This window comes from Bosea beijingensis (genome assembly GCF_030758975.1).
GTDB classification, from domain to species: domain Bacteria; phylum Pseudomonadota; class Alphaproteobacteria; order Rhizobiales; family Beijerinckiaceae; genus Allobosea; species Allobosea beijingensis.
Genome location: NZ_CP132359.1, coordinates 2,558,776 through 2,585,465 on the forward strand (window position 1 = coordinate 2,558,776; position 26,690 = coordinate 2,585,465).

26 protein-coding genes are annotated in these 26,690 nt (G+C 68.0%); 18 read left to right on the forward strand and 8 right to left on the reverse strand.

The window, feature by feature from the left end; all coding sequences use genetic code 11:
- Positions 1-77 precede the first annotated feature (77 nt).
- From Q9235_RS12325 to Q9235_RS12340, 4 genes are all read right to left on the reverse strand, one after another.
- Positions 78-530, reverse strand: coding sequence for an RrF2 family transcriptional regulator (locus Q9235_RS12325; protein WP_306227644.1), 453 nt, complete (start codon positions 528-530; stop codon positions 78-80).
- Positions 527-1,003 (reverse strand): dUTP diphosphatase, encoded by a 477-nt coding sequence (gene dut, locus Q9235_RS12330; RefSeq protein ID WP_306227647.1) that lies wholly within the window; start codon positions 1,001-1,003, stop codon positions 527-529. Before dut ends, Q9235_RS12325 begins: the two co-directional genes overlap by 4 nt.
- A 3-nt stretch (positions 1,004-1,006) precedes the next feature.
- On the reverse strand, positions 1,007-2,281 hold the full coding sequence (locus Q9235_RS12335) for a phosphopantothenoylcysteine decarboxylase domain-containing protein (RefSeq protein ID WP_306227648.1): 1,275 nt from the start codon (positions 2,279-2,281) through the stop codon (positions 1,007-1,009).
- A 92-nt stretch (positions 2,282-2,373) separates the two neighbouring features.
- Positions 2,374-2,841 (reverse strand): Lrp/AsnC family transcriptional regulator, encoded by a 468-nt coding sequence (locus Q9235_RS12340; RefSeq protein ID WP_061970980.1) that lies wholly within the window; start codon positions 2,839-2,841, stop codon positions 2,374-2,376.
- A 160-nt stretch (positions 2,842-3,001) separates the two neighbouring features.
- On the opposite strand from Q9235_RS12340, the gene Q9235_RS12345 reads away from it, so the two are divergent.
- The 5 genes from Q9235_RS12345 (at position 3,002) to Q9235_RS12365 (ending at position 8,528) form a co-directional block, all read left to right on the forward strand.
- The gene (locus tag Q9235_RS12345; protein WP_306227651.1) at positions 3,002-4,027 is read left to right on the forward strand and encodes an ABC transporter substrate-binding protein; all 1,026 of its coding nucleotides are present in this window, start codon (positions 3,002-3,004) and stop codon (positions 4,025-4,027) included.
- A gap of 73 nt (positions 4,028-4,100) precedes the next feature.
- Positions 4,101-4,784, forward strand: a complete 684-nt coding sequence (locus tag Q9235_RS12350; protein ID WP_422678370.1) for an ABC transporter permease — start codon at positions 4,101-4,103, stop codon at positions 4,782-4,784.
- The gene (locus tag Q9235_RS12355; RefSeq protein WP_306227656.1) at positions 4,760-5,536 is read left to right on the forward strand and encodes an ABC transporter ATP-binding protein; all 777 of its coding nucleotides are present in this window, start codon (positions 4,760-4,762) and stop codon (positions 5,534-5,536) included. Before Q9235_RS12350 ends, Q9235_RS12355 begins: the two co-directional genes overlap by 25 nt.
- A gap of 161 nt (positions 5,537-5,697) precedes the next feature.
- Complete coding sequence (locus Q9235_RS12360) at positions 5,698-7,863, forward strand: protein-disulfide reductase DsbD family protein (RefSeq protein ID WP_306227658.1); 2,166 nt, start codon at positions 5,698-5,700, stop codon at positions 7,861-7,863.
- Positions 7,864-7,892: 29 nt separating this feature from the next.
- Positions 7,893-8,528 carry a thioredoxin family protein gene (locus tag Q9235_RS12365; protein WP_306227661.1) on the forward strand — a complete coding sequence of 212 codons (636 nt, stop codon included), beginning with the start codon at positions 7,893-7,895 and terminating at the stop codon, positions 8,526-8,528.
- Between the two features lie 146 nt (positions 8,529-8,674).
- Here the strand turns inward: Q9235_RS12365 and Q9235_RS12370 are convergent, their stop codons facing one another.
- Positions 8,675-9,883 (reverse strand): penicillin-binding protein activator, encoded by a 1,209-nt coding sequence (locus tag Q9235_RS12370; RefSeq protein WP_306227663.1) that lies wholly within the window; start codon positions 9,881-9,883, stop codon positions 8,675-8,677.
- 185 nt (positions 9,884-10,068) lie between these two features.
- Here Q9235_RS12370 and rsmI point away from each other — a divergent pair, with 185 nt between their 5' ends.
- The 3 genes from rsmI (at position 10,069) to gshB (ending at position 12,499) form a co-directional block, all read left to right on the forward strand.
- A complete protein-coding gene (gene rsmI, locus Q9235_RS12375) occupies positions 10,069-10,977 on the forward strand; it encodes a 16S rRNA (cytidine(1402)-2'-O)-methyltransferase (protein ID WP_306227666.1) in 909 nt (302 codons plus the stop codon).
- Positions 10,974-11,369 carry a YraN family protein gene (locus Q9235_RS12380; RefSeq protein ID WP_306227670.1) on the forward strand — a complete coding sequence of 132 codons (396 nt, stop codon included), beginning with the start codon at positions 10,974-10,976 and terminating at the stop codon, positions 11,367-11,369. Before rsmI ends, Q9235_RS12380 begins: the two co-directional genes overlap by 4 nt.
- Positions 11,370-11,554: 185 nt before the next feature.
- Positions 11,555-12,499 carry a glutathione synthase gene (gshB, locus tag Q9235_RS12385; RefSeq protein WP_306227673.1) on the forward strand — a complete coding sequence of 315 codons (945 nt, stop codon included), beginning with the start codon at positions 11,555-11,557 and terminating at the stop codon, positions 12,497-12,499.
- Here the strand turns inward: gshB and Q9235_RS12390 are convergent.
- Together Q9235_RS12390 and Q9235_RS12395 are read right to left on the reverse strand one after the other, a co-directional pair.
- A complete protein-coding gene (locus Q9235_RS12390) occupies positions 12,496-14,211 on the reverse strand; it encodes a hypothetical protein (protein WP_306227676.1) in 1,716 nt (571 codons plus the stop codon). The two genes, gshB and Q9235_RS12390, sit on opposite strands and share 4 nt — an antisense overlap.
- A gap of 47 nt (positions 14,212-14,258) precedes the next feature.
- Positions 14,259-15,050 carry a HesA/MoeB/ThiF family protein gene (locus Q9235_RS12395; protein ID WP_306227678.1) on the reverse strand — a complete coding sequence of 264 codons (792 nt, stop codon included), beginning with the start codon at positions 15,048-15,050 and terminating at the stop codon, positions 14,259-14,261.
- A gap of 171 nt (positions 15,051-15,221) precedes the next feature.
- Between Q9235_RS12395 and Q9235_RS12400 the strand changes: the two genes are divergently transcribed.
- The 10 genes from Q9235_RS12400 (at position 15,222) to Q9235_RS12445 (ending at position 25,853) form a co-directional block, all read left to right on the forward strand.
- On the forward strand, positions 15,222-16,226 hold the full coding sequence (locus Q9235_RS12400) for a BMP family lipoprotein (RefSeq protein ID WP_306227680.1): 1,005 nt from the start codon (positions 15,222-15,224) through the stop codon (positions 16,224-16,226).
- Positions 16,227-16,242: 16 nt separating this feature from the next.
- Positions 16,243-17,772, forward strand: a complete 1,530-nt coding sequence (locus Q9235_RS12405; RefSeq protein ID WP_306227683.1) for an ABC transporter ATP-binding protein — start codon at positions 16,243-16,245, stop codon at positions 17,770-17,772.
- Complete coding sequence (locus Q9235_RS12410; RefSeq protein ID WP_306227687.1) at positions 17,769-18,869, forward strand: ABC transporter permease; 1,101 nt, start codon at positions 17,769-17,771, stop codon at positions 18,867-18,869. Before Q9235_RS12405 ends, Q9235_RS12410 begins: the two co-directional genes overlap by 4 nt.
- A gap of 163 nt (positions 18,870-19,032) precedes the next feature.
- Positions 19,033-20,007, forward strand: coding sequence for an ABC transporter permease (locus Q9235_RS12415; protein ID WP_306227690.1), 975 nt, complete (start codon positions 19,033-19,035; stop codon positions 20,005-20,007).
- A gap of 1 nt (position 20,008) precedes the next feature.
- Positions 20,009-20,419, forward strand: coding sequence for a cytidine deaminase (locus Q9235_RS12420; protein ID WP_306227693.1), 411 nt, complete (start codon positions 20,009-20,011; stop codon positions 20,417-20,419).
- Positions 20,420-20,454: 35 nt separating this feature from the next.
- Entirely contained in the window at positions 20,455-21,264 is an 810-nt protein-coding gene (locus Q9235_RS12425; RefSeq protein WP_306227695.1) for a purine-nucleoside phosphorylase, read from the forward strand.
- A 3-nt stretch (positions 21,265-21,267) separates the two neighbouring features.
- Positions 21,268-22,029: a deoxyribose-phosphate aldolase gene (gene deoC, locus Q9235_RS12430; protein ID WP_306227698.1), complete on the forward strand. Its 762-nt coding sequence runs from the start codon at positions 21,268-21,270 to the stop codon at positions 22,027-22,029.
- A complete protein-coding gene (deoA, locus tag Q9235_RS12435) occupies positions 22,029-23,354 on the forward strand; it encodes a thymidine phosphorylase (protein WP_306227701.1) in 1,326 nt (441 codons plus the stop codon). The genes deoC and deoA overlap by 1 nt, the downstream gene beginning before the upstream one ends.
- Positions 23,351-24,295 carry a 2-hydroxyacid dehydrogenase gene (locus Q9235_RS12440; protein WP_306227704.1) on the forward strand — a complete coding sequence of 315 codons (945 nt, stop codon included), beginning with the start codon at positions 23,351-23,353 and terminating at the stop codon, positions 24,293-24,295. Before deoA ends, Q9235_RS12440 begins: the two co-directional genes overlap by 4 nt.
- 196 nt (positions 24,296-24,491) lie before the next feature.
- Positions 24,492-25,853: an esterase-like activity of phytase family protein gene (locus Q9235_RS12445; RefSeq protein WP_306227707.1), complete on the forward strand. Its 1,362-nt coding sequence runs from the start codon at positions 24,492-24,494 to the stop codon at positions 25,851-25,853.
- 132 nt (positions 25,854-25,985) lie between these two features.
- Here the strand turns inward: Q9235_RS12445 and nth are convergent, their stop codons facing one another.
- Positions 25,986-26,687: an endonuclease III gene (gene nth, locus Q9235_RS12450; protein ID WP_306227710.1), complete on the reverse strand. Its 702-nt coding sequence runs from the start codon at positions 26,685-26,687 to the stop codon at positions 25,986-25,988.
- Between the last annotated feature and the right edge of the window lie 3 nt (positions 26,688-26,690).

The following is a 26,690-nucleotide window of genomic DNA, read 5'->3' on the forward strand; positions in this document are numbered from 1 at the left end:
CTCTGGACGAGAGACCGTTCAGTCGCGAGGCTAGATAAATTCACAGAATTTGTCGATTAAATAAATAAATCACATATCTAAATCGTAAAATCAGGTTTCGAGCCTGGCTCATTGAAGACGGCCTTGGCCTGCGCCCTGCGGCACAATTCCTCGACGGTGACCGTATCGAGCGCGGCGAGGAACGCGGCCGAGGCCTGCTCCACTTCCGGCCCGATGACCTCGTCGACCAGGCGCGATTGCGGCTCCGGCCCGAGCCCATCCTCGATCACTTCCTGCATCGCGGCGCGGGCGATGTCGCCGGCGGTGATCTTGCGCCGCTCGCGCGCGAGTTCGTAGCCGCCGCGCGGCCCGCGCACGCCCTTGAGGATGCCGACGCGCACCAGCGTCTGCAGCAGGGTTTCGAGATGGCGCGGTGGCAGCGCATGGCGCGCGGCGAGTAGCTTGGCGGCGACCGGCTGCGGCCTTGCATGCAGGGCGATATCGACCACGGCGGCGATGGCGAGCAGGCTGCGGCGCGAGAGCAGGATCATGCGCCGCCTCCCACGCGTGTCCCGCCGCCGCTGACGCCGGTCGAGCCGTAGCCGCCGGCACCACGCGCGGTTTCGCTCAGCGTCCCGACCTCCGAAAGCCGGGCATGGGTTACCGGCGCGATGACGAGCTGTGCGATGCGGTCGCCCCGCGTGACCGTGAAAGGCTCGTTGCCGTGATTGATCAGCACGACCGAGACCTCGCCGCGATAGTCGCTGTCGACCGTGCCGGGCGCGTTGAGGACGGTGACGCCGTGGCGCAGTGCCAGCCCCGAGCGCGGCCTCACCTGCCCTTCGAAGCCCTCCGGCAATTGCATCATGAGGCCGGTGGGCACAAGCGCACGCGCGCCGGGCGCGAGCATGATCGGCTCGGCGATGGCGGCGCGCAGGTCGAGCCCCGCCGCGCCTTCCGTCTCATAGGCCGGCAAGGGCAGGTCGGCGCCATGCGGGAGGCGTAGCAGTAGGACGTTGGCCATCTCTCAATCCGCCTGCCGGACCGACGCCAGCCCGGCGATATGGGCGACGAGCCGCGCCGCGACCTCGCCCTTCGGCAGGGTCGGCCAGGTCTCGACGCCCGTGGCCGTGACCAGATGCACGGTATTGGCGTCGCCGCCCATCACGCCCGTGCCGCCGACATCGTTCGCGACGATCAGGTCGCAGCCCTTCCGGGCGAGCTTGGCGCGGGCATAGTCGATCACGTTCTGCGTCTCGGCCGCGAAACCGACGACCAGTGGCGGGCGCCCGTTCTTGCGATGCGCGATCGTTGCGAGGATGTCGGGGTTCTCGACCAGCGAAAGCGGCGGCAGGGCCTTGCCGTCCTTCTTCAGCTTGTCGGAGGCCGCGTCAGCCACGCGCCAGTCGGCGACGGCGGCGGCGAAGATCGCGATATCGGCCGGTAGCGCAGTCTCGACGGCGGCGAGCATCTCGCGGGCCGATTCGACATGGATGGTCTCGACACCGGCCGGATCGGGGAGACTGACCGGCCCGCTCACCAGCGTGACTCGCGCGCCGGCTGCCGCTGCTGCGGCGGCGATGGCATGGCCCTGCTTCCCGGAGGAGCGGTTGGCGATGTAGCGCACGGGGTCGATCGGCTCATGCGTCGGTCCCGAGGTGATCAGCACATGCTGCCCGGCGAGCGAGCCGGTCGCATGCTCCCCGCCCGGCAGCCGGCCGAGGAAGCCGATGGCCCGCTGGGCATTGGGCTTCTCGCCGGCAAGCGCGAGCTCGATCGCGGCGATGATTTCCGGTGGCTCGGCCATGCGGCCCGGCCCGCTCTCGCCGCGTTCGGCCATCGCCCCGACATTGGGGCCGACGACCAGAATGCCGTCCTTTTCGAGCTGTGCCATGTTCCGGCGCGTCGCCGGGTGCTGCCACATGCGCGGGTTCATCGCCGGCGCGATCAGCACGCGCTTGTCGGTCGCGAGCAGCGCCGTCGAGGCGAGGTCGTCGGCGAGCCCGTTCGCCATCTTGGCGATCAGGTCGGCGGTGGCGGGCGCGACCACGACGAGATCGGTCGAGCGCGAGAGCTGGATATGGCCGATATCGGCCTCGTCCGTCAGCGAGAACATGTCGGTGAAGCAGCGCTCGCCGGCCAATGAGGACACGGTGAGCGGCGTGACGAACTGCTCGCCCGCCTTGGTCACGATGCAGCGCGAGGCGATGCCGCGATCCTTCAATCGCCGGATGACCTCCAGCATCTTGTAGGCGGCGATGCCGCCACCGATGATCAGCAGGACGGAGCGGGAAGCGGACAAGACGGCTCCTCGGGCAGCGCGATTGGCGAACTGCCCGTTACGTAGCACCAGCCACGCCGCGCTGTCATGCGCCGCGCGTCGTCGTCCGCTCCTCAGGTGCGGGGCAGGTCCGGCACCTTATAGGCCGTCGTCGCCTTGATCCGCTCCATCGCGAAGCGCGAGGTCACGTTCTTGAGCGGGATCGTCTCGATCAGCTTCTTGTAGAAGCCGTCATAGGCGGCCATGTCGGCGACGACGACGCGCAGCATGTAGTCGACATCGCCTGCCATCCGGTAGAACTCCATCACCTCCGGCATCGCCGCGACCATCTGGGCGAATTTGTCGAGCCAGGGGCCGGAATGGTCGGCCGTCTCGATCTGGACGAAGACGGTGAGGCCGAGCCCGATTTTCTCCGGCGCCACCAGTGCGACCCGCTTCAGGATCACGCCGGCCTGCTCCAGCTTCTGGATGCGCTTCCAGCACGGGGTCTGCGAGAGCCCGACGCGATCGGCGAGCTCTGCGATCGAGATATTCGCGTCCGCCTGCAGCACGGTCAGGATCTTGCGGTCGATGGCGTCCATTCTCTCAAGCTCGCTATCTGGAGAAATTCGTTTCGCAGGTTTTGCAGGAAAGAGATGGAATATCTTTTTCGAGCCAATCTATTGCATCCAGATAGAAAATCCTTTTCTCAATCTGTCAATGGGGGCTCTTTCGGGCCTGCTTTCGAGAAGGATTTGAACGATGGATCGCCGCCAGTTCCTCATTGCCGGGTCGAGCCTCGCGGCGGCCATGCCCTTCGCCGGTCCGGCGCGCGCCCAGAGCGTCGCGGCGCGCGTCGGCTATATCCCGATCGTCGGCACGGCGCCGTTCTTCGTCGCCAATGGCGAGGGCTGGCTGAAGCAGGGCGGTGTCGACGTTGCCGTGACCGTCTTCGAATCCGGCCCGAACATGATCCAGGCGCTCGCCTCGGGCACGATCGACGTCTATGTCGCGGGCGTCGCGCCGCTCGCCGTCGCCCGCTCGCGCGGCATCGATATCCGCGTCGTCGCCTCGACCGCGATCGGCGAGAACGTCGTGGTCAGCGCGCCCTCGCTCACCAAGTTCTTCACGGCCGGCACGAATGCAGCCGCCGCCTTCAAGGCCTTCCGCGCCGCCAACGGCAAGGCCGCGCGCCTCGCCACCCAGCCGGCGGGCTCGGTGCCCAACACGACGCTGCAATACTGGCTCTGGGAGGTCGCGAAGGTCGACAAGGCCGATGTCGAGATCGTGCCGATGGGTATCGACGCGACCCAGCAGGCGATCCTGGCCGGCGCGGTCGATGGCGGCTCCGTGCGCGAGCCGGCGCTGACGATCCTCCAGACCCGCAACCCGCAGATCAAGCTCGTCGCCGGCGGCGAGGAGGTCTTCCCGGGCCAGCCCGGCACGGTCGTCGCCGTCTCCGGCGCCTTCGTCACCAAGAATCCGCAGGCCGTGCAGAACCTCGTCTCCGGCCTGGTCAAGGCTGCGGCGATGATCAAGGCCGACCCGAAGAAAGCCGCTCCCCATGTCGGCGCCGCGCTCGGCAAGGGCATCGTCGACCCCGAACTGATCCAGAAGGCGCTGGTCTCGCCGGCGAGCCAGTTCGAGATCGATCCGCGCAAGATCATCGAGCCCGCCCGCGCCATGCAGGCCTACCAGGTCAAACTCGGTTCGCTGGAGAAGGAACTGCCCTTCGACGGGCTGTTCGAGACCCAGTACTACGAGCGCGCGGTCAAGGCGGGCGGCTGAGATCGTGGCTAGACTCCGGGCCCCGGCCCTCGCCCTGCTGGGCCTCGTCGCCTTCCTCCTGCTCTGGGAGGCGATGCCTTTCTTCGGATTGGTGAATCCGGCTTTCCTGCCGGGGCCGAGCGCCCTGCCGAAGGCCTTCATGCGGGAGCTGACCTCGGGCGCCTGGCTCTCGGCCATACTCGGTTCGCTCTGGCACTACTTCGTCGGATTGTTCGTCGGCGCCGGTCTCGGCATCGCATTCGGCGTGGCTGTCGGTATGTCTCGCATCGCCGAGGAGGCGACCGCCTGGGTCGTCCGGGTATTACGCCCGATTCCCGGCCTCGCCTGGGTGCCCTTCGCCATCATCTGGTTCGGCGTCACGCCGGGCGCGGCGGTCTTCATCATCGCCATCGGCGTGTTCTGGATCGTCTTCTTCGCGGCGCAGGGCGCGATCCGCGGCGTCGACCGCGATCTCATCGAGGTCGCCGATGCCTTCGGCTTCCGCTCGCCTTGGGCTCGCCTGTTCAAGATCCTGCTGCCGGCGGCCTTGCCGGGCATCCTCGTCGGTATCCGTACCGCGCTCGGCCAGGCCTGGATGGCGGTGGTCGCGGCCGAAATCTTCGGCGTCGCCGGTGTCGGCCAGCGCATGATGCAGGCCTCGAGCCTGCTCGCGACCGATATCGTCGTGGTCTACATGCTGACGATGGCGGCGCTCTACGGCCTGCTCGACACCGGCTTCGTCGCCTTCCAGAAATGGGTGCTGCGTTGGAAAGCGTGATCGACATCAAGGGCCTGTCGCTGACCTTCACCCGCGACGGCGAGCAAACGGAGGTCCTGCGCAAGCTCGACCTCAATGTCGGGCGCGGCGAATTCCTCGCCATCGTCGGCCCCTCCGGCGTCGGCAAGTCGACCTTGCTGCGCGTCATCGCAGGCCTCGCCAGGCCGAGCGGCGGCGAGGTCGTCATCAACGCCAAGGACAAGGCGCGCCGTCCGGTCGCACTGGTCTTTCAGGATTCGCGCCTGCTGCCCTGGCGCAAGGTGGTCTCGAATGTCGGCTTCGGGCTCGAAGGCCTCGCGCCCCGCGCCGAGCGCCTCGCCAAGGCAGGAGCGATGCTCGATCTCGTCGGGCTCGCGCCGCTGGCCCAACGCTGGCCGCATCAGCTCTCGGGCGGCCAGCGTCAGCGCGTCTCTCTTGCGAGGGCGCTCGCCGTCGAGCCGGAAATCCTGCTGATGGACGAGCCCTTTTCGGCGCTGGACGCACTCACCCGCGAGAACCTGCAGGACGAGCTGATCCGCGTCTGGCAGCGGACGGCTAAGACCGTGCTCTTCGTCACCCACGATATCGACGAGGCCGCCTATCTCGCCGACCGCGTCGTCGTGCTGTCGGGAGCACCCGGCCAGATCATCGCCGAGCATCGCATCGACGCGAGCCGCCCGCGCAAGCGCGGCGCGGCGGCGGAGGCCGAGATCGTGCGCGCGGTTCGCCAGGGGCTTGGCGCCGACATCGTCACGGACGGCGCCGCGATCTGACCCATCGCGCCGCCTGCATCAGGAGCGGCGACAACATGGCACGCTGCCTCCCGATCACGGATCACCCAGAATGCCCCTGACCCCGCCTCACTGCCTTGTCATTGGCAGATGAGGGCGGACTGAGGCATGGGGTCGGGATGATCAGGGATTGCGGCGGGGCCATGCGGCTTTATTTCGGCAAGCGTTTCCTACGTGGGGCGGCTTTGGCGCTGGGACTGTTTGCGCCCGGCCTTGCTCTTGCCGCGGAATCCGCTGCCGTTACCTCGCCGCGCGTCAACGCGACCCTGCTGTCGAGCCGCGATGCGGTCGCGCCCGGTGAACGCTTCAAGGTGGCGCTCGTCCAGAAGCTTGCGCCGCAATGGCATACCTACTGGCTGAATCCCGGCGATTCCGGCGAGCCGACCCAGATCAAGTGGGATCTGCCGGTCGGCGCGAGCGCGGGCGAGATCCAGTGGCCGGCGCCCAAGGCGATCCGGGTCGAGCCGCTCGTCAATTTCGGTTTCGAGGGCACGTTGCTGCTGCCGCTCGAGATCACCGTGCCGGCGGATGCCAAGCCCGGCGAGACTTTCGCATTGAAGGCGGAGGCGACCTGGCTGGTCTGCGAGAAAATCTGCATTCCCGAGGAAGGCTCCTTCTCGCTCGACCTGCCCATCGCGGCAGCAAGCACTGCCGATGAAGTTGCCGAAGCGCGCATCGACGCGGCTATCGCATCGCTGCCGCAACCGGCCGCCTTCCGCGGCAAGCTCCGCGACGATGCCGGCAAGCTCGTCCTCGACCTGCCGGGCTTGCCGGCAGGTGCCGCCGATCTGCGCTTCTTTCCTGTTTCCGATACGCTGATCGAGCATGCCGCCGAGCAGCCCTTCGCGGCCGGCGACAAGCCCGCCCTGACGCTGATCCGTTCCAGTGCCTTCAAGCTGGCGAAGCCGGAGGTTTCCGGCGTCCTCACCTTCACTGAAAATGGCTTGCCGACGGCCATCACGCTGCTTGCCGATGCCGATTCTGCCTTGATGGCGGCCGGAGGAGCCACGGAGTCGGAAACCCGCCCTGCGGTCGTGCGGATTCCGATGCCCGTCGAGGGCGCCGATCTGACGCTCTGGGCGGCGCTGGCCTTTGCCCTAGCGGGCGGTCTGATCCTCAATCTGATGCCCTGCGTCCTGCCGGTTCTGTTCATCAAGGCGCTCGGCTTCGCGCAACTCGCCCATCGCAGCCGCTCCGAGGTTCGCGAGCAGGGCCTGCTCTTCATGGGCGGCGTGCTCGTCACCTTCATGGTGCTGGCCGGCGCGGTGATCGCATTGGGCGCGCTCGGCAGCAGCGTTGGCTGGGGTTTCCAGCTCCAGTCCCCGCCGCTCGTCATCGCGTTTGCGGTGGTGATGGTCCTGATCGGCCTCAACCTGCTTGGCGCCTTCGAGATCGGCACCTCGGTTACCGGCCTCGGCGACGGTCTCGCCAGCCGCGGCGGACGCCTCGGCGCCTTCATGACCGGCGTGCTCGCGGTCGTCGTCGCGACGCCCTGCACGGCGCCGTTCATGGGCGCGGCGATGGGCTATGCGGTGACGCAACCGCCGGCGGTGGCGCTGTCGGTCTTCATGGCGCTGGCGCTCGGCTTCGCCCTGCCGGTGGTCGCGCTCTCCTTCGCGCCCGGCCTGCTGCGCCTGCTGCCGAAGCCCGGCCGCTGGATGCTGGTGCTGAAGCAGGCTTTCGCCTTCCCGATGTTCGCGACCGCGATCTGGCTGATCTGGGTCGCCTCGGTGCAGAGCGGCCCGCAGGGCGTGCTGGCAGCTTTGGTCGCAGTGCTGGCGGCGGGGTTCGCCGTCTGGCTCGTCGGCGTCACGCGCGGCTCTTTCTTGCGCCGCGCCTTCGGCTCGGTTCTTGCGGCGCTGGTCGTGCTCGGCGCCGGCTGGTTCACCGTGCAGAACGCCATTCCCGGCGCAGCGACCGAGGCGCGGGCCGGCGATATCGAGGCCTGGTCGCCCGAGCGCGTCGCGACCCTGCAGGCGCAGGGCAAGCCGGTCTTCGTCAACTTCACCGCCGCCTGGTGCATCACCTGCATCGCGAACGAGCGCGTCGCGCTGTCCCGGCAGGAGGTGAAGGACGCTTTCGCCAGGCTCGGCGTCGTCTATCTCAAGGCCGACTGGACCAATCGCGACAGCCGCATCGCGAAGGCGCTGGCCGAGCAGGGCCGGGCCGGCGTGCCGCTCTATCTGTTCTACCCCGCCCGCAAGGAGGCGCAGGCCGAGATCCTGCCGCAGCTCCTGACCGTGGACGAGCTGATCGCCGCGGCCGAGCGTGCGGCCGGGCGCAACGCTAAGACGGCGGCACTGCCATAGGTTTTCGACATCAACCAAGGGAGACAGACATGCAAAGCCTGACCAGACAGACTTTCATCGCCGGCCTCACCCTCGCGGGCCTCGCCTTCCCGGCGGCCGCCTTCGCGCAAGGCGCGGCCAAGGTTGGCGCGCCCGCCCCCGCCTTCCAGGCGGTCGATGTCGAGGGCAAAACTCGCAATCTCCAGGAATTCGCCGGCAAGACGGTGATCCTCGAATGGACCAACCATGACTGCCCCTATGTCCGGAAGCACTATAACAGCGCGACCATGCAGAACCTGCAGAAGGACATGGCCAAGGAAGGCGTCGTCTGGCTCTCGGTGATCTCCTCGCCGCAGGGCGAACAGGGGCATGTCGATGCCGCCAGGGCGAAGGAATTGACGGTCCAGCGCAATGCCGCGCCGGCCGGCATCCTGCTCGATCCCAAGAGTGTGATGGCGCGGGCCTATGGCGCCCAGACGACGCCGCACATGTACATCATCGATCCCAAGGGCACGCTCGCCTATATGGGCGCGATCGACGACAAGCCGACTTCGGCTGCATCGAGCCTTGAGGGCGCCAAGAGCTATGTCCGCCAGGCCGTTGCCGAACTCAAGGCCGGCAAGCCGGTCTCGGAAGCCAGCACCAAGGCCTATGGCTGCGTGGTGAAATACGCCCCGCTGAGCTGACGAAACGCCGCCCTCCAAACGCGCCGTCATTCCGGACAAGCCGCGTAAGCGGCGCCGATCCGGAATCCATCGAAAGGCACTGCGCTCCATGATGGATTCCGGGTCTCCCTTCGGTCGCCCGGAATGACGGAGAGGATTGTATTTCCTTACTGCGACCTCGGCCCGAGATCGCGCGGCGCGGCGTTGATCGTGACGATCTGGCCGTTGCGCAGCTCCAGCACGGCGAGGCCGCGCTCGACCTGCCCGTCCGGGCGGAAGCGGAAGACGCCATCCGCCCCGGCGAAGCCCGAGTTGTTGGTCAGAACAGCCTCGGAGAAGCGCTGCGAGCCTTGCGTACGGGCCAGCGCCGCCGCCAGCGAGATGGCGTCATAGGCCAGCGTCGCGGTGCGGGTCGGTGCGCTGTTGAAGCGCTGCTGGTAGCGCCCGGCGAAAGCATTGAACCCGGCCGTATCGGGCGAGGCGAACCAGCCGCCCTGGATGCCCGCCACGCGCGCGATCCCCGCATCGTTCCAGACGCCGGTGCCGAGCGGCTTCACCTTGGCCGGGTTGTAGCCGGCCTCCTGCAGGAGCTGGCCGAGCGTCGGCATCGTGTCGGCCGCGGCCGGCACGAACAGCGCATCGGCTTGGGCGAGCGAGGGCATCAGGCGCTGGATCGCGGATTTCATCGCGGCCGGATCGGAGCTGAAGCGCTCGATCGCGGCGACGCGCACCCCGCGATTGGCGACGGCCTGCTGGAAGGCGGCTTCGACCACCCTGCCATAGGCGGTATCCGGCACGAGTGCGGCGAAGGATTTGCGGCCCTGCTGGGCGGCATAGCCGATCACCCGGTTGACGTCGTTCTCGGGCGGGAACGAGAGCAGGTAGACGCCGCGCGAGGCGACGTTGGAATCGCTGGAGAAGGCTATGACCGGCTTGTTGGCGCCGCGCGCGACCTGGCCCGCCGCCTGGACCGAAGGCGCGAAGAGCGGGCCGACGATCAGTTCGGCTCCCTCGGACAGGGCCTCCTGCGCGGCGGCGCGGGCGCCGTCCGGCGTGCCGCGATCGTCCTTGACCAGCAGGGTCAGGTCGGCGTTGGGGAATTCGGCCAGCGCCATCTCGGCGGCGTTCTTCAGGGAATTGCCGACGACGGCGCCCTGGCCCTCGGCCGTGAGCGGCAGAATGAGGCCGACCTTGACCTTGCCGGTGCCGATGGTCTGCCCGGTCGGCGCGGCGCCGCCGGCGGCCGGCGCGCCCGAATCGAATCCCGGCATGCCGGAGGTGCCGCCACCGCAAGCCGCGAGCGCTAGCGGCAGCATGATGGCGAAGGCCCGTGCCTTGAACCGCAGGATCGGTGTGAGGTGCCGATGAACAAACACGGGCGATCTCCAGTCGTGACCGGGCCGGCGAGACGCTACCCGGCGATGGGTCCTGTGGAACCGATATGCCCCCGGACCTCTCGTGCCAGTGTGGAAGCCTATTTTCAAGTTGTTAACTATGGGTTGCACAGGCGCGGGCGCGCCTTGCCATGGCGCGGGCAGGGCGGCTGTGGCAGCGTAACTGGATGTCGACCAATCCTCCCGCCCGCTCTTCCAGCTACACCGCCTTCGGCCTGAAAGCCGAGGCCGAGCCGCTGGCGCCGGGCCTTCACATCGTCGCGACCCCGATCGGCAACCTGCGCGACATCTCGTTCCGGGCGCTGGCGACGCTCGCCGCCGCCGATGCGATCCTGGCCGAGGACACCCGGACGTCGAAGACACTGCTGGCGCATTACGGCATATCGACGCCGCTCCTGCCCTATCACGAGCACAACGCCGCGCAGATGCGCCCCAAAGTGCTGGCGAAGCTGCGCGAGGGCGGCAAGCTCGCTTTGATCTCGGATGCCGGCACGCCGCTCGTTTCCGACCCCGGCTACAAGCTCGTGGCCGAGCTGGTGGCGGAAGGCTTGCCCGTGACCGGCATTCCCGGCCCGTCCGCCGTGCTGGCGGCTTTGGTGCTGGCCGGCCTGCCGACCGACCGCTTCTTCTTCGAGGGCTTTCTGCCGCCGAAATCGGGCGGGCGCCGCACCCGCCTGACCGAACTCGCTGCCATCCCCGGCACGCTGGTCTTCTTCGAATCGCCGCGCCGCCTCGCCGAGATGCTGGCGGACGCCGCCGCCGTGCTCGGTGCGCGACCGGGCGCCGTCGCGCGCGAGCTCACCAAGTTCTACGAGACGGTGAGGCGCGGCACGCTTCCGGAACTCGCCGCCCATTACGAGAGCGAGGAAGAGGCGCGCGGCGAAATCGTCGTGATCATCGGTCCACCCGGCGCCGCCGATCTCGTCACCTCCGACGAGGCGATCGACGAGCGCTTGCGGGCGGCCATGGCCAAGGTCTCGCTGAAAGAGGCGGTGGCGCAGGTCGCGGCCGAGACCGGCCAGCCGCGTCGCAAGGTCTATGCCCGCGCGCTCGAACTCACGCGCGACGACCCGTGAGCAAGGCAGGCGCCGATCCGGACGGGCGCAGCCATAGGGCACGCCGCTCCGGCCTGACCGGGCGCCGCGCCGAATGGCTCGCTATTCTCTGGCTGACGGCGAAGGGCTATCGCCTGCTCGATCGGCGCTTCGGCGGCAAGGGCGGCGAGATCGATCTCGTGATGAAGCGCGGCCGCACCATCGCCTTCGTCGAGGTCAAGGCGCGCGGCCGGCTCGACGATGCCATGATCGCGATCACCGCGGAAAAGCAGCGCCTGGTCGAGCGGCGCGTGCGGCACTGGCTTTCGCGCAATCCCTGGGCCGGCAGCCACTATTTGAGGGCCGATGCGGTATTCCTGGCGCCCTGGCGCCGGCCGCATCATGTTCCCGCCGCCTTCGCGCTTGTCCTCTGACGCAAGAGCATTGTGCAAAAAAGTGGGTACCGGTTTTTTTGCTGAAACAATGCTCTAAGATTTTAGAATCGATCACGTTTTTCGTCTTCTGACGATTTCGTCAGAAGACGACGTGGTCGATGCCACCCACTTGCAGGAACCCCGCCCGCGGCCCGATAAGGACGGCCTGCAACAGGAAGCCTGTCATGAGCCTCAACGTCGCCATCCAGATGGACCCGATCGAGCGCATCCGGATCGCCGGGGATACCGGCTTCGCGCTGATGCTGGAAGCGCAGGCGCGCGGCCACACGCTCTATACCTACACGCCCGACAAGCTCTCGATGCGCGACGGCAAGGTCACGGCGCCGATGCGCCCGGTGAAGGTGCGCGATGCCGAGGGCGACTATTTCACCGCCGGCGCCGAGGAAAAGGTCGACCTGTCGACCCTCGATGTAGTCCTGCTCCGGCAGGACCCGCCCTTCGACATGGCCTATGTCACCACGACGCATATGCTGGAGCGCATCCACCCGAAGACGCTGGTGGTCAACGACCCGACCTCGGTGCGCAACGCGCCCGAGAAAATCCTCGTCACCCATTTCCCGGAGCTGATGCCGCCGACGCTGATCACCCGCGACAAGGCGGAGATCGAGGCCTTCCGCGACGAGCATGGCGAGATCGTCATGAAGCCGCTCTACGGCCATGGCGGCGCGACGGTGTTCAAGACCAGCAAGACCGACCCGAATTTCGGCTCGCTCTTCGACCTGTTCAGCAACCTCTTCCGCGAGCCCTGGGTGGTGCAGGGCTTCATCAAGGAGGTCACCGAGGGCGACAAGCGCATCATCCTGATCGACGGCAAGGCGGCGGGCGCCGTCAATCGCGTCCCGGCGGTGGGCGATCTTCGCGCCAACATGGTGCGGGGCGGGGCGGCGCGTCCGACCGACCTGTCGAAGCAGGAGCTGGCGATCTGCGAGGCGATCGGCCCGACGCTGCGCGAGCGCGGCCTGCTGCTCGTTGGCATCGACGTGATCCATGGCAAGCTCACCGAGATCAACGTCACCGCGCCGACCGGCGTGCGCGCGATCAAGAAGCTCGGCGGCCCGGACCTCGCGGCGCAGCTCTTCGACGTGATCGAGGCGAAGCGCGGGCGCTAATCCGGCTTCACATAGCCCTTCCAGCAGCGTCCGAGCGCGATCTCCCGCCGGCCCGTCAGGACCGGCGCGTAGATCTTGCGCAGGGCCTCGTTCGCGACCGTGATCGGGCAGAGCGGATAGAGCACGAGGTCGGCCTCGCGGGCGAGCGCGATCTCCTCGGAATCCGGCTTCGGCACGGCGCGGAACGGGTCGGCGCCGATGGCGATTCCGCGTGGCGCGCTGCGGCCCATCACGGCGGGGAACGGGTTGACGAAGTTGAGGCTCATGATCGTCTCGAAGCGCCGCCCGCTCGCCTGCTCATGCGCCAGGATCGCCGAGACGCCCTCGTCGACCGCCAGCAGCCAGGAGGCCTGGAAGTCGAGCTCGGAATAGAGCTGCGGATTCGGCAGCATCTCGCGGGCGGTGAATTCCCGGAAGGTCGCCGGATGGGTCGCATAGATGTCGAGCATCGCGCTGGCGCGGTTCATGACGTCGGCATGCTGTGAAACCTGGCCGAGCCGGCCGAGATGCTGGTTCGGCAGGGCGGCATAGCCCGCCTGCGCCATCAGCGCCCGCGCGCCGCGCTGGAGCACGGTTTCGGCCGGCGGGATTGCCGTCGCCGCGACGAGGCCGCAGACCACGAGCGCGCCGCGACGCCCGCTGCCGAGCCAGTGTGACAGGATCACCAGAAGCACCGGCCAGATGAAGATGAAGGCCTGCCCGCCGGTGTTCTGGGTTTCGAAGAACAGCCCCGCCGCGAGGGCGACCGCAAGCCAGGCGACGTCGCGGTCGAGCAGACGGGCGAAACCCGCAGCGGAAGGCTGCCGGCGCAGCGCTAGCGCGGCCTCCGCGATGCCCCGCCGATCCAGCCAGAGCAGGGCGAGCCCGAGCGCCGTCCCGGCGCCAACGATGTCGAGATGCAGCGAGGCCGCCTGGACGAAGCGCGGCAGGATGCCACCGGCATTGATTGCGATCAGCGCGAGGATGCTGCCGAGATAGGCGCTGACCAGCCCGGTCGTGAGTTCGAGCCCGAACAGCCCGATCCCTGCCGCCGCGGCGATCAGGAGGCTCTGGCGCCAGCCGATCCGCCCGGCCGCGAAGGCGAAGGCCGTGACGAGGCCGCCAGCGAGGAAGCCGGTGATCTTGATCAGGAACAGGGCGGTCAGCGTCCAGCCGATGATGGCGCCGAGCGCGGGGCCGCGCAGGAAGACGAGGCCTGCGACCAGCACGTAGAGCACGATGCTGACATGCCGGTTGTAGATGCCGAAGCCGTCGGTGCCCGGGAAGAACGAGTAATGCTCGACATTGATCGGCAGGATCTGGAAGGCGAGATAGGGCAGGAGCAGCGCCAACGCTCTGGCGCGTGACTGCTGGCCGACCTTGTGCAGGATCAGCGCCATGGCCGGCGCCGTCACGGCGAACAGGCACCATTGCGCCGTGAGCAGGGGATGGGCACGCGGAAACAGCGCGTCGAACCCGGCGAAGAGCCAGTAGCCAAGCGGGCCGACCGGCGCGATGAAGTCGATCAACGGCACCTGCCCGTCGCCGATGCGATTGGCCGCGTCGAGATAGAGAACGAGGTCCCAGTACATCGGCCCGAGCGGCAGCGTCAGGGGCAGCGTCAGCAAGAACGCGCAGGCGAGGATGGCGATGCCGAGCAGGGCGAGCGGCAGGTTCGGGAGCCAGGTCGCTCGCGTCGAAACTCCCGCTCCGATCGTGCCGCCAGCCTGCATGGCGCCCTTCCCCATCGTTCTCGATGGGGCTTGCTAGCAGGGATCGGTTAAGATCGGCCTTCGCTTGAGCCCGTGCCGTTCAGCGGATTGGCCTCGTCCCAGCCATAGCGCAGCGTCTCGAAGCGCATCGTCAGCGAATCGACCAGCAGCAGCTTGCCGACGAGCGGCTCGCCGAAGCCGGTAACAGTGCGCACCACCTCCAGCGCCATCAGCGAGCCGATCACGCCGGGCAGGGCGCCGAGCACCCCGGCCTCCGCGCAGGTCGGGATCGCGCCCGGCGGCGGCGCTTCCGGGAAGAGGCAGCGCCAGGTCGGGTTGGGCCGCCCGTCAGGCCCTGCCTCATGGGCACGGATCGTGGTGAGCGAGCCGTCGAAACGGCCGAGAGCGCCCATCACCACCGGCTTGCGCTCGTGGAAGCAGGAATCGGTCACGGCATAGCGCGTCGCGAAATTGTCGGAGCCTTCGGCGACGACGTCGTAGAAGGCGATCAGCGCGCGGGCATTATGTGGGTCGAGCCGCGTGACATGCTCCTCGACCACCACATTCGGATTGAGATTGCGCACGAAGCGGGCCGCAGCCACCGCCTTGTGCGCGCCGATATCCTCGGTCGTGAAGATGGTCTGGCGCTGCAGGTTCGAGAGCGAGACGATGTCATCGTCGACGATGCCGATCTTGCCGACCCCGGCCGCCGCCAGATACTGGATCAGGGGCGCGCCGAGCCCGCCGGCGCCGACGACCAGAACGCGCGCGTTCTTCAGCCGCTGCTGGCCCGGCCCGCCGATTTCCGGCAGGACGATGTGGCGCGCATAGCGCTCGATCTCGTCGTCGTTCAGCATCATGGCCGGCAGCCTAAGGCCGGGAGCGGCCCCTCGGCAATCGCCATGCCTGCACGACCGTGCCGTCGTCATGAACATGACCTTTCGCCAGCTTGGCCGCGCGCCCGGGCCATGCCATCGTGCCGCCATCGAGGGCCGGACAACGGCGCCCGGCTGCAACAGGGGATCGCTTCCATGCGTTTGGGTTCTTTCGCGGCGGTGCTCGCCGCCGTTGCGCTTTCCGGTGTGGCGGCCCTGGCGCAGCCGCAAACGATCAAGCCCGCGATCGTCTATGACAAGGGCGGCAAGTTCGACAAATCCTTCAACGAGGGCGTCTTCATCGGTGCCGAGAAGTTCAAGAAGGAAACGAATGTCGACTTCCGCGATTTCGAGCCGACCAACGACGCCCAGATCGAGCAGGCCCTGCGCCGCTTCGCCCGCGACGGCCATTCGCCGATCATCGCCGTCGGCTTCTCGCAGGCCACCGCCCTGCAGAAGGTCGCGGCCGAGTTCCCCAACCTGAAATTCACGATCATCGACATGGTCGTCGAATTGCCGAACGTGCAGTCGGTCGTCTTCAAGGAGCATGAGGGCTCCTATCTCGTCGGCCTGCTCGCGGCGATGGCCTCGAAATCGGGCAAGGTCGGCTTCGTCGGCGGCATGGATATCCCGCTGATCCGCAAATTCGCCTGTGGCTATGTCCAGGGCGTCAAGGCCGGCAAGGCCGATGCCGAGATCTTCCAGAACATGACCGGCTCGACGCCTGCCGCCTGGAACGACCCGGTCAAGGGCGGCGAGCTCGCGAAGTCGCAGATCGATCGCGGCGCCGACGTGGTCTATCACGCCGCCGGCGGCACCGGCATCGGCGTGCTCCGCGCGGTGGCCGATGCCGGCAAGCTCGGCATCGGCGTCGATTCCAACCAGAACGCGCTGCATCCCGGCAAGGTGCTGACCTCGATGCTGAAGCGCGTCGACATCGCCGCCTACAACTCCTTCAAGGCGGCGCAGGACGGTTCCTGGAAGCCCGGTGTCTCCGTGCTCGGCCTGAAGGAAGAGGGCATCGACTGGGCGCTGGACGATGCCAACAAGGCCCTGATCACGCCGGAGATGAAGGCCGCCGCCGACAAGGCCAAGGCCGACATCATCGCCGGCACGGTCAAGGTCCACGATTACATGTCCGACCAGAAATGCACGATGTGAGGCGCGGGCGGCTCCCTTGAGTTCCGCGCCCGCCATCGAGCTCACTGGCATCTCCAAGCGCTTCGGCCCGGTCGCCGCCAACAGGGACGTGTCCTTCTCGGTCGCGGCCGGCTCGATCCACGGCATCGTCGGCGAGAACGGCGCCGGCAAGTCGACGCTGATGTCGATCCTCTACGGTTTCTACGAGGCCGATGCCGGCGAGATCAGGATAGCAGGCGAGCCGCGCCGCATCCGCTCCCCGGCTGACGCCATCGCGGCGGGCATCGGCATGGTCCATCAGCATTTCATGCTGGTGGAGACCTTGAGTGTCGTCGAGAACGTCGTGCTCGGCGCCGAGGGCGGGGCCTTTCTGAAAGGCGGCATCGGCAAGGCGCGCGCCGCGCTTTCAAAACTCTCGCAGGATTACGGCCTCGCGATCGATCCCGATGCCATCGTCGGCGAGCTCTCCGTCGGCCTGCAGCAGCGCGTCGAGATCCTCAAGGCGCTCTATCGTGGTGCCGAGATCCTCATCCTCGACGAGCCGACGGCGGTGCTGACCCCGGCCGAGGCCGACCAGCTCTTTGCCTTGCTCCGGGCGCTGAAGGCGCAGGGCAAGACGGTGATACTGATCACCCACAAGCTGCGCGAGATCATGGACGTCACCGACCGGGTCTCGGTGATGCGCCGCGGCGAGATGGTCGCCCATGTCGCCACCGCCGAAACCTCGCCGCCGGCTTTGGCCGAGGCGATGGTCGGAAGGCGCGTGCTGCTCCGGGTCGAGAAGCAGCCGCGCGAGCGCGGAGCGCCGGCGCTGGAGGCGGTCGGCCTCACCTGCCGCGACGGGCGCGGCACCGAAACCCTGAAGGACGTCAATCTCACGCTCCATGAAGGCGAGATCGTCGGCATCGCCGGTGTCGCCGGAAACGGCCAGAGCGAATTGCTGGAGGTTCTGGCAGGCCTGATCCAGCCGAGCCGCGGCGTGATCCGGTTGGGCGGGCAGATATTGGCCGCTGCCGATCGCCATCCGGCGCGATTGCGCAAGTTCGGGCTGATGCATATCCCCGAGGATCGCCATCGCAGCGGTCTCGTCACCGCCTTCTCGGCCGCCGAGAACGCCATCCTCGGCTATCAGCACGACCCCGCCTTCGGCGCCGGCCCGCTGCTCTCGCCGGCCCGCATCGAGGCCCATGCCCGCGAGGCTTTCACGGCTTATGACGTGCGCCCGCCCGATCCGGCGCTGAAGACGGCGAAATTCTCCGGCGGCAACCAGCAGAAGATCGTGCTCGCCCGCGAGATCGAGCGCGGCCCGAAAGTCCTGCTCGTCGGCCAGCCGACGCGCGGCGTCGATATCGGCGCGATCGAGTTCATCCATCGCCGGCTGGTGGCTTTGCGCGATCAAGGCGTCGCGATCCTGCTCGTCTCGGTCGAGCTGGAGGAGGTGATGGCGCTCTCCGACCGGATCATCGCCATGTGCGGCGGTCGGATCACCGGCGAGCGTGTCGCCGAAGCGGCCGACGAACGCGATCTTGGCCTGCTGATGGCCGGCGTGACGGACGAGGCCGCATGAGCGCCGCCCCCGTCGAACTGCCCCGCTGGGCGGATGTCGCGCTGGTGCCGCTCGTCTCGGTGATCGCGGCCCTGCTCGTCGCCGGGCTCGTGGTCGTCGGCATCGGCGAGAATCCGCTGGAGGCGACGGCGCTGCTGCTGCGCGGTGCGCTCGGCAGCACTGAGGGCATCGGCTTCACGCTTTACTACGCCACGAACTTCGTCTTCACCGGGCTCGCGGTCGCCGTCGCCTTCCATGCCGGCCTGTTCAACATCGGCGGCGAGGGGCAGGCGACGGTCGCCGGCATTGCCATGGCGATCGCCTGCCTCGCGCTTCCCGCCCTGCCCGGCTTCCTTGCCGCGCCCTTCGCGATCCTCGGCGCGGCGGCGGGCGGCGCGCTCTGGGCTTTCATTCCCGGCTGGCTTCAGGCGAAGCGCGGCAGCCATGTCGTCATCACCACGATCATGCTGAACTTCGTCGCCGCGACGCTGATCGTCTATCTGCTGCGCGAGGTCATCGGGAAGCCGGGCTCGATGCAGCCCGAGACGCTGGATTTCCCGGCCGGCGCCATCCTGACGCCGATGCATCAATTGCTTGCGCCGTTTGGCCTGAAGCTGCCCTCGACCCCGCTGAACAGCGCCTTCTTCCTCGCGCTGATGGCGCTCGTCGCGGTCTGGCTGCTGATCTGGCGCACGCGACTGGGCTATGCGATCCGCACCGTCGGCGCCAATCCGCGCGCCGCCGCCTATGCCGGCATCTCACCGGCCGCCGTCACCATGATCGCGATGGCGATTTCGGGCGCGCTTGCCGGCGGGCTCGCGGTCAACGAGGCGCTGGGTGTCCAGCACCGGCTCGTGCTCGATTTCACCGCCGGCTACGGTTTCGTCGGCATCGCCGTCGCTCTGATGGGGCGTGGCCACCCGGCGGGCGTCGGGCTCGCTGCCCTCCTCTTTGGCGTGCTCTATCAGGGCGGCGCCGAGCTTTCCTTCGACAAGCCGGCGATCACCCGCGACATGGTCGTGGTCATCGGCGGCGTGCTCGTGCTGTTTGCCGGCGCGCTCGACGGGCTGTTCCGGCGGCTGGTGGCGGGGGCGCTCGGGATGGGACGCGCGTCATGACAGGATCCGCAACCTTGTCATTCCGGGGCGGTCCGCAGGACCGAACCCGGAACCTACGACCGGGTGAGACCGTTCGTCGTCGTTGCGAAAGCGCGTACCCAGTCGTAGGTTCCGGGTTCTTCGCTGCGCAGGGCCCCGGAATGACAAGGCGGGGCGGCTGACGATGGACCTGCTCCAGACCATCGCCGTCGTGCTCGATTCGACGATCCGGCTCTCGATCCCGCTGATCTGCGCGGCGATGGCGGGCTTGTGGTCGGAGCGGGCCGGGGTCGTCGATATCGGGCTCGAGGGCAAGATGCTTGTCGCCGCCTTCGCCTCGGCGGTCGCGGCCTTCGTCACCGGCTCGGCCTGGATCGGGCTTGGTGCCGGCATCCTCGCCGCTCTGGCGCTGGCGCTGGTCCATGGCTTCGCCGCCATCACCTGGCGCGGCAACCAGATCGTCTCCGGGGTCGCCATCAACATGCTGGCGGCGGGTCTCACCGTCATCCTCGGCAATGCCTGGTATGCGCAGGGCGGGCGCACCCCCTCGCTCGAAGGCCCGGCCCGCTTCGGCGAGATCACCTTGCCCTTCGCCCGCTGGGCGCGCGAGCACGTGCCCGGGCTCGGCCTGATCTATGACGAGGTCGTCTCCGGCCATGCCGCTCCAGCCTATCTCGCCTTTCTCGGTGTCCTCGTCACCGCGCTCGTGCTGAAGCGCACGCGCTTCGGCCTGCGCATCCGCGCCGTCGGCGAGAACCCGGCAGCGGTCGACACGGCCGGCATCTCGGTCGCCGGCCTGCGCTACGGCGCCGTTGCGATCTGCGGTGTGCTCTGCGGCATCGGCGGCACCTATCTCGCCGTCGCGCAATCGGCCGGCTTCCTGCCGCATATGACGGCGGGGCGCGGCTTCATCGCGCTCGCGGCCGTGATTTTCGCGAATTGGCGGCCCTGGCCGGCGCTCGGCGCCTGCCTGCTCTTCGGCCTGCTCGATGCCGTTGCGATCCGGCTTCAGGGCGTGACATTGCCCGGCATCGGCCTCGTGCCGGTGGAAGCGATCCAGGCCTTGCCCTATCTGATGACGATCGTCCTGCTCGCCGGCTTCATCGGCAAGGCGACCCCGCCCAGGGCCTCCGGCCTGCCCTATGTCAAGGAACGCTGAATTGCCGGCCGAACCCGATTTCGAGGCCCTGTTCGCCGCTGCCGCCGCGATCCAGAAGCGGGCCTATGCGCCCTATTCGCGCTTCAAGGTCGGGGCCGCGCTGCTCGGCGATGACGGCACGGTCCATGCCGGCTGCAATGTCGAGAACGCCGCCTATCCCGTCGGTTCCTGCGCCGAGGCCGGGGCGATCGCGGCGATGATCGCGGCTGGCGGCAAGGCGATCCGGGCCGTGCTGGTCTTCGGCGAGGGCGCCGAGCTGGTCACGCCCTGCGGCGCATGCCGCCAGCGCATCCGCGAATTCGCTGCGCCGGAAACGCCGGTCGCGATCGCCGGCCCCGAAGGCATCCGCGCGCGCTTCACCCTGGAGGAGCTGTTGCCAGCCTCCTTCGGACCGGCCAATTTGCCGCGGTGATTTGGGCTGCTGCGGCAGCCGGAAGGGAACGTGCGATGGCGGCCGATCCGGCCTTCGACAAGGTGGCGTCGATTCTGGCGGAACGGGGCGTCGATGCGATCGATTGCGCGATCGTGCTCGGCACCGGCCTCGGCGCCGTCGCAGAGGATATCCAGGACGCGATCCGGATTCCCTATGCCGATCTGCCGGGCTTTCCGCGCGGCGAGGTTTCGGGCCATGCCCGTCAGCTCTGCTATGGCACGCTGCATGGCCGCAAGATGCTGATCTACGAAGGCCGCGCCCATTATTATGAGGGCGGCGATTCTGCGGTGATGCGCGTGCCGCTCGGCGTGCTCACCGCCTTCGGCTCGCCGCCATTGATCCTGACCAATGCGGCGGGCTCGCTCTCGGCCGAGATGCGCCCCGGCAGCCTTGCCCTCATCACCGATCATATCAACCTGAACGGCCCCAACCCGCTGATCGGCGACACGGGCGATGGCCGCTTCGTGCCGATGGTCGATGCCTATGACCCGCATCTGCGCGGCCGCTTCAAGCGCGCGGCGCAGCGGGCGGCGATCCCGCTCGGTGAGGGCGTCTACATGTGGTTCACCGGGCCGAGCTTCGAGACGCCGGCCGAGATCCGCATGGCGAAGGTCCTGGGCGCCGATCTCGTGGGCATGTCGACCGTGCCGGAGGTGATCCTGGCGCGCCGCCACGGCCTGCGCGTTGCCGGCCTGTCCATCGTCACCAATATGGGCGCGGGGCTGCATGGCGGCACGCCGCACCATACCGAGACGCGCGATGTCGCGGGCCTCGCGGCGGGCGCGCTCAAGCGCCTGGTACGCGCCTTCCTGTCGGAGCTGTAAGCCATGTCCGATGCCGATCTCGCCCGGCGCGCGCTCGCGCTGCTCGATCTGACCGATCTCGCCGACGATGCCACGGAAGCGGGCACGCGCGATCTCTGCCTGCGCGCCGTCTCCGGCCCCGTGCCGGTCGCTGCCATATGCCTGTGGCCGCGCTTCGTCGCGGCGGCGCGGACCGAGCTCGGCGACGGCCCGGTCCGCATCGCGACCGTCGTGAACTTTCCCGGTGGCGACACCCCGATCGCCCCGGCCATGCGCGAGACGGAGGAGGCGCTCGCGGCGGGCGCCGACGAGATCGACCTCGTCCTGCCCTGGCGGGTGGTTCTGGCGGGCCAGACGACGGCGGCGGCCGCCATGGTGCGCAACGTCAAGTCGCTCTGCGGCGAAAGGCGGCTGAAAGTGATCCTGGAAACCGGCGAATATCCCAATCTCGACAAGGTCAGGACCACGTCCGAGCTCGCGATCGCGGCCGGCGCCGATTTCATCAAGACCTCGACCGGCAAGACCGCGAATTCGGCCAGCATCCCGGCGGCGCGCGTGATGCTCAGCGTCATCGCGGAAATGGGCCGCCCCGTCGGGCTGAAGCCGTCCGGCGGGATCAGGACATTGGCCGACGCCACGCGCTATCTCGATCTCGCCGATGCGATCATGGGAGAGGATTGGGCGACACCAACGACCTTCCGCTTCGGCGCCAGCGGGCTCTATGGCGCGCTCGTCACGGCCATTGACGGTGCCGCGCCCGATGCCGCGCCGCGTGGGAGCTATTGATGCGCCTGACCCAGGAGATCATCGCCGCCAAGCGCGACGGTGCGGAACTGCCCGAGGCCGATATCCGCCAGCTCATCGCCGGCTTGCCTGACGGTTCGGTCAGCGAAGGCCAGGCCGCGGCCTTCGCCATGGCGGTCTATTTCAACGGCATGAGCGAACGCGAGCGTGTCGCGCTGACGCTGGCCATGCGCGATTCCGGCACGGTGCTGCGCTGGGACGACCTGCCGGGCCCCGCCCTCGACAAGCATTCGACCGGCGGCGTCGGCGATACCGTCAGCCTGCCGCTGGCGGCGGCGGTCGCGGCTTGCGGCGGCCATGTCCCGATGATCTCCGGCCGCGGCCTCGGCCATACCGGCGGCACGCTCGACAAGCTCGATGCGGTGCCGGGTTATGTCACCCAGCCCGGCATCGAACTCTTCCGCAAGGTCGTGCGCGAGGCCGGCTGCGCCATCATCGGCCAGACCGCCGATCTCGCTCCGGCCGACAAGCGCCTCTATGCCATCCGCGACGTCACCGCGACGGTGGAATCGCTGCCGCTGATCACAGCCTCGATCCTGTCCAAGAAGCTCGCAGCCGGCCTGCACGGCCTCGCCATGGACGTGAAGTTCGGCTCCGGCGCCTTCCTGCCGGATTACGGCAAGGCGCAGGCCCTGGCGCAGGCATTGGTCGGCGTCGCCAACGGCGCGGGCATGCCGACCACCGCCCTGCTCACCGACATGAGCGAGCCGCTCGCCTCGGCCGCCGGCAATGCGCTCGAGGTCGCCTATGCGCTCGATCACCTCACGGGGCGCCATCGCGAGCCGCGCTTCCACGAGGTTACGGTCGCGCTCGCCGCGGAGATGCTGCTGCTCGGCAAGCTTGCGCCGGATATCGACACCGCCCGCGCCAAGATCGAGCAGGCCTTCGCCTCCGGCGCCGCGGCCGAGCGTTTCGCCCGCATGATCGTGGCGCTTGGTGGCCCGGCCGACCTGCTGGAGGCACCGCAGAAGCATTTTGTCGCTGCGCCGGTCGTGAAGCCGGTCTATCCCGAAACGCCCGGACAGGTCGCTTCCATCGATACGCGCGCCGTCGGGCTTGCCGTCGTGGCGCTCGGCGGCGGCCGCGTGCGCCCGCAGGACTCGATCGACCACGCCGTCGGCATCGTCGCACTGGCGGGGATCGGCGACGCGGTCGGGCGCGATCGGCCGCTCGGCATCGTCCATGCTCGTGACGATGCGGGTTACCAAGCGGCAAGCGAGCGCTTGCGCAAGGCATACCGGATCGGAGAGGGTGCGGCGCGCGGCCCGCTGGTTGTGGAACGGTTGACGGAGAGGGTTACGGGATGAGTCTGCTTCTGGCCATGACGGGCTGGCATGTCGAGGATTGGCGCGCGCGCTTCCAGGCGCTGCTGCCGGATATGCCGATCGTCGTCCTCGGCGAGCCCTTCGACCGTCGCGCCGTCCACTATGTCGCGAGCTGGAAGCACCCGCCCGGCAGCCTGACCGGCCTGCCCAATCTCGCCGCGATCTTCTCGCTGGGTGCGGGCGTCGATTTCCTCTTCGCCGACGACAAACTGCCGGCCGCGCCGATCGCGCGCATCGTCGATCCCGACCTGACGACGCGGATGAGCGAATATATCGTCCTGCATTGCCTGAGTTATCTGCGCCAGCAGCGCCGCTATGACAGCCAGCAGCGCGAGAAGCGCTGGGACGACGATCGCAACCAGCCGGCTGCCCGTTCGGTCCGCGTCGGCATCATGGGGCTCGGCGAACTCGGTCAGGACGCCGCCCGCAAGCTTGCCGTCATGGGCTTCGACGTCGCCGGCTGGAGCCGTTCGCCCAAGACCATCGAAGACCTTCAGACCTTCTCCGGCGAGGACGGCATGAAGGCCTTCCTCGCGCGCACCGATATCCTCGTCAGCCTCCTGCCGCTGACGCCGGACACGCGCGGCATCATCAATGCCGAAATGCTCTCCGGCCTCGCGCAGGGCGGGCGCCTCGGCGGCCCGTTCCTGATCAATGCCGGGCGCGGCGGCCTGCAGGTCGCGGACGATATCCTCGCCGCGCTCGACGCGGGCACGCTGAAGGGTGCGACGCTCGATGTCTTCGAGGTCGAGCCGCTGCCGGTGGAATCGCGACTCTGGAACCATCCGGGCGTGACGGTGACGCCGCATAACTCGGCGATGTCGGAGCCCGAGGCGATCGCCACGGCAGTTGCCGCTCAGATCGGGCGGCTGGAAGCGGGCGAGCCGCTGATCAACGTGGTCGATCCGGCGCGGGGCTACTGAGCGGGGGAGCATCGGCCCGAAAAGTGGAGCGCGGTTTTCGGAAGCAGCCGATGCAAAATCAAAGAACCAGATCATCGGACTGAATAATCAGTCGGATGATCTGGCTGGCAGCCGTCATGGAACGGTCGCCGGGCTGTCGTCGGGGCGCAATCCCGGCGGGTGAAGCGAAGGCTTCGCCTTAATCCCGGAGCCATCCATGCGCCTGCCGCTCATCGCCGCCCTGTTGTTGTCCTCGACCATCCTCGCAGGGGCGCAGGACGCACAGAAGGAATTCCCCGCGAAGCTCGTCGGCCATGCCCTGTTGCCGGCGAACACGATCATTCCGGCGCCGGCCGATGCGCCTGCCGATTTCAAGGTCTCCGGCAAGTTCGTCACGCCCGGCAAGCGCGTCGAGGCGGTCGGGACGGTGATGGGCACCTCGGGCGGGCGCCCGACCGGGCTCTCGACACCCTTCGCCGGCCAGCCCTTGCAGGGCTTTTCCGGTATCCGCTCGCTGGGAAATGGCGAGTTTCTGGTGCTGACCGACAACGGCTTCGGTGCCAAGGCGAACTCGCCGGACGCGATGCTGTTCTTCCACCGACTCAAGGCGGATTTCGGCAAGGGCGCGGTCGAACGCCTTTCGACCACCTTCCTGCACGATCCCGACAAGAAGGTCCCCTTCCGCATCGTCCATGAGGGCACCGAGAAGCGCTATCTGACCGGCGCGGATTTCGATCCCGAGTCGATCCAGCCGATCGGCGGCAAGTTCTGGATCGGCGAGGAATTCGGCCCCTATCTCATCCGCGTCGATCCCAGCGGCAAGGTCGAGGCCGTGTTCGAGACGCAGGTCGACGGCAAGCCGGCCCGCTCGCCGGATCACTATGCCATCAGCACGCCCGGCGCGCCGGATGCGCCGATGCCGGCCTTCAATGTGCGCCGCTCCAAGGGCTATGAGGGCATGGCGCAGTCGCCGGACGGCCGGTTCCTCTATCCGCTGCTCGAAGGCCCGCTCTGGAACGCCGAGACCAAGGGCAACGAGGAGGTCGACGGCAAGGAAGTCCTGCGCATCCTCGAATTCGACGTCGCCAACGAGAAATGGACCGGCCGCTCCTGGCTCTACCCGCTGGAGCAGAAGGGCAACGCCATCGGCGACTTCAACATGATCGACGCCACGACCGCGCTGATCATCGAGCGCGATAACGGCGAGGGCACCGCCGACAAGGCCTGCGCCACCGGCCAGAAGGGCCCGGACTGCTTCCAAGACCTCGCCAAGTTCAAGCGCGTCGTGAAGATCGAGATGAACGAGGCCAATGTCGGCAAGCCGGTGCGCAAGGTCGGCTTCATCGACCTCCTGAAGATCGCCGACCCCGATGGCAAGGCGAAGCAGGGCGCCATCGATGGCGTGCTGCCCTTCCCCTTCTTCACCATCGAGAATGTCGACGTGGTCGATCGCATCAATGGCATCATCGTCGTCGGCAATGACAACAACCTGCCCTTCTCCTCCTCGCGCGATCCGAAGAAGGCCGACGACAACGAACTCGTCCTGCTCTCGGTCAAGGACTTGCTCGACGCGAAGTGAGGGGAGGGAGCACCGCCGTCATGCTCGCCCTTGTGGCGAGCATCCACGTCTTGAACACGGCACTCGACGAGTGAAGACGTGGATGGTCGGGACAAGCCCGACCATGACGCGAGCGTGGTGCTGCCAGTGACCTCAGGCGATCCGCTTGTCGGCCGAATCGCAGAGGTCGTTCTGGATGCAGCGGACGCATTCGGGGCGCTGTGCCTTGCAGGTGTAGCGCCCGTGCAGGATCAGCCAGTGATGGGCGTGCCGTCCGAATTCGGGCGGCACCGCCTTCTCCAGACCGAGCTCGACCTGCAGCACGTTCTTGCCCGGCGCGATGCGCAGGCGGTTGGCGATGCGGAAGACATGGGTGTCGACGGCGTGGGTGATCTCGCCGAAGGCGATGTTGAGCACGACATTGGCGGTCTTGCGGCCGACGCCGGGCAGGCTCTCCAGCGCCTCGCGCGTCGCCGGCACCTCGCCGCCATACTCGGCGATCAGCTTCTCGCAGAGTGCGATCACGTTCTTCGCCTTGGTGCGGTAGAGGCCGATCGTCTTGACGTATTCGCGCACGGTCTCCTCGCCGAGCGCGAGCATCTTCTCCGGCGTGTCGGCAATGGCGAAGAGCGGGCGCGTTGCCTTGTTCACCCCGACATCGGTCGCCTGAGCCGACAGGACGACGGCGACCAGCAGCGTGAAGGCGTTGACGTAGTCCAGCTCGCCCTTGGGCTCGGGATTGGCTGCCTGGAAACGGCGGAAGATCTCGTAGATTTCCGCCGGCTTGCGGGCGCGCGGCAACGTGATGCGCTTTGTCGGCGCCGCGACAAGAGGGGGCCTGTTCCGCTGATCCATGAC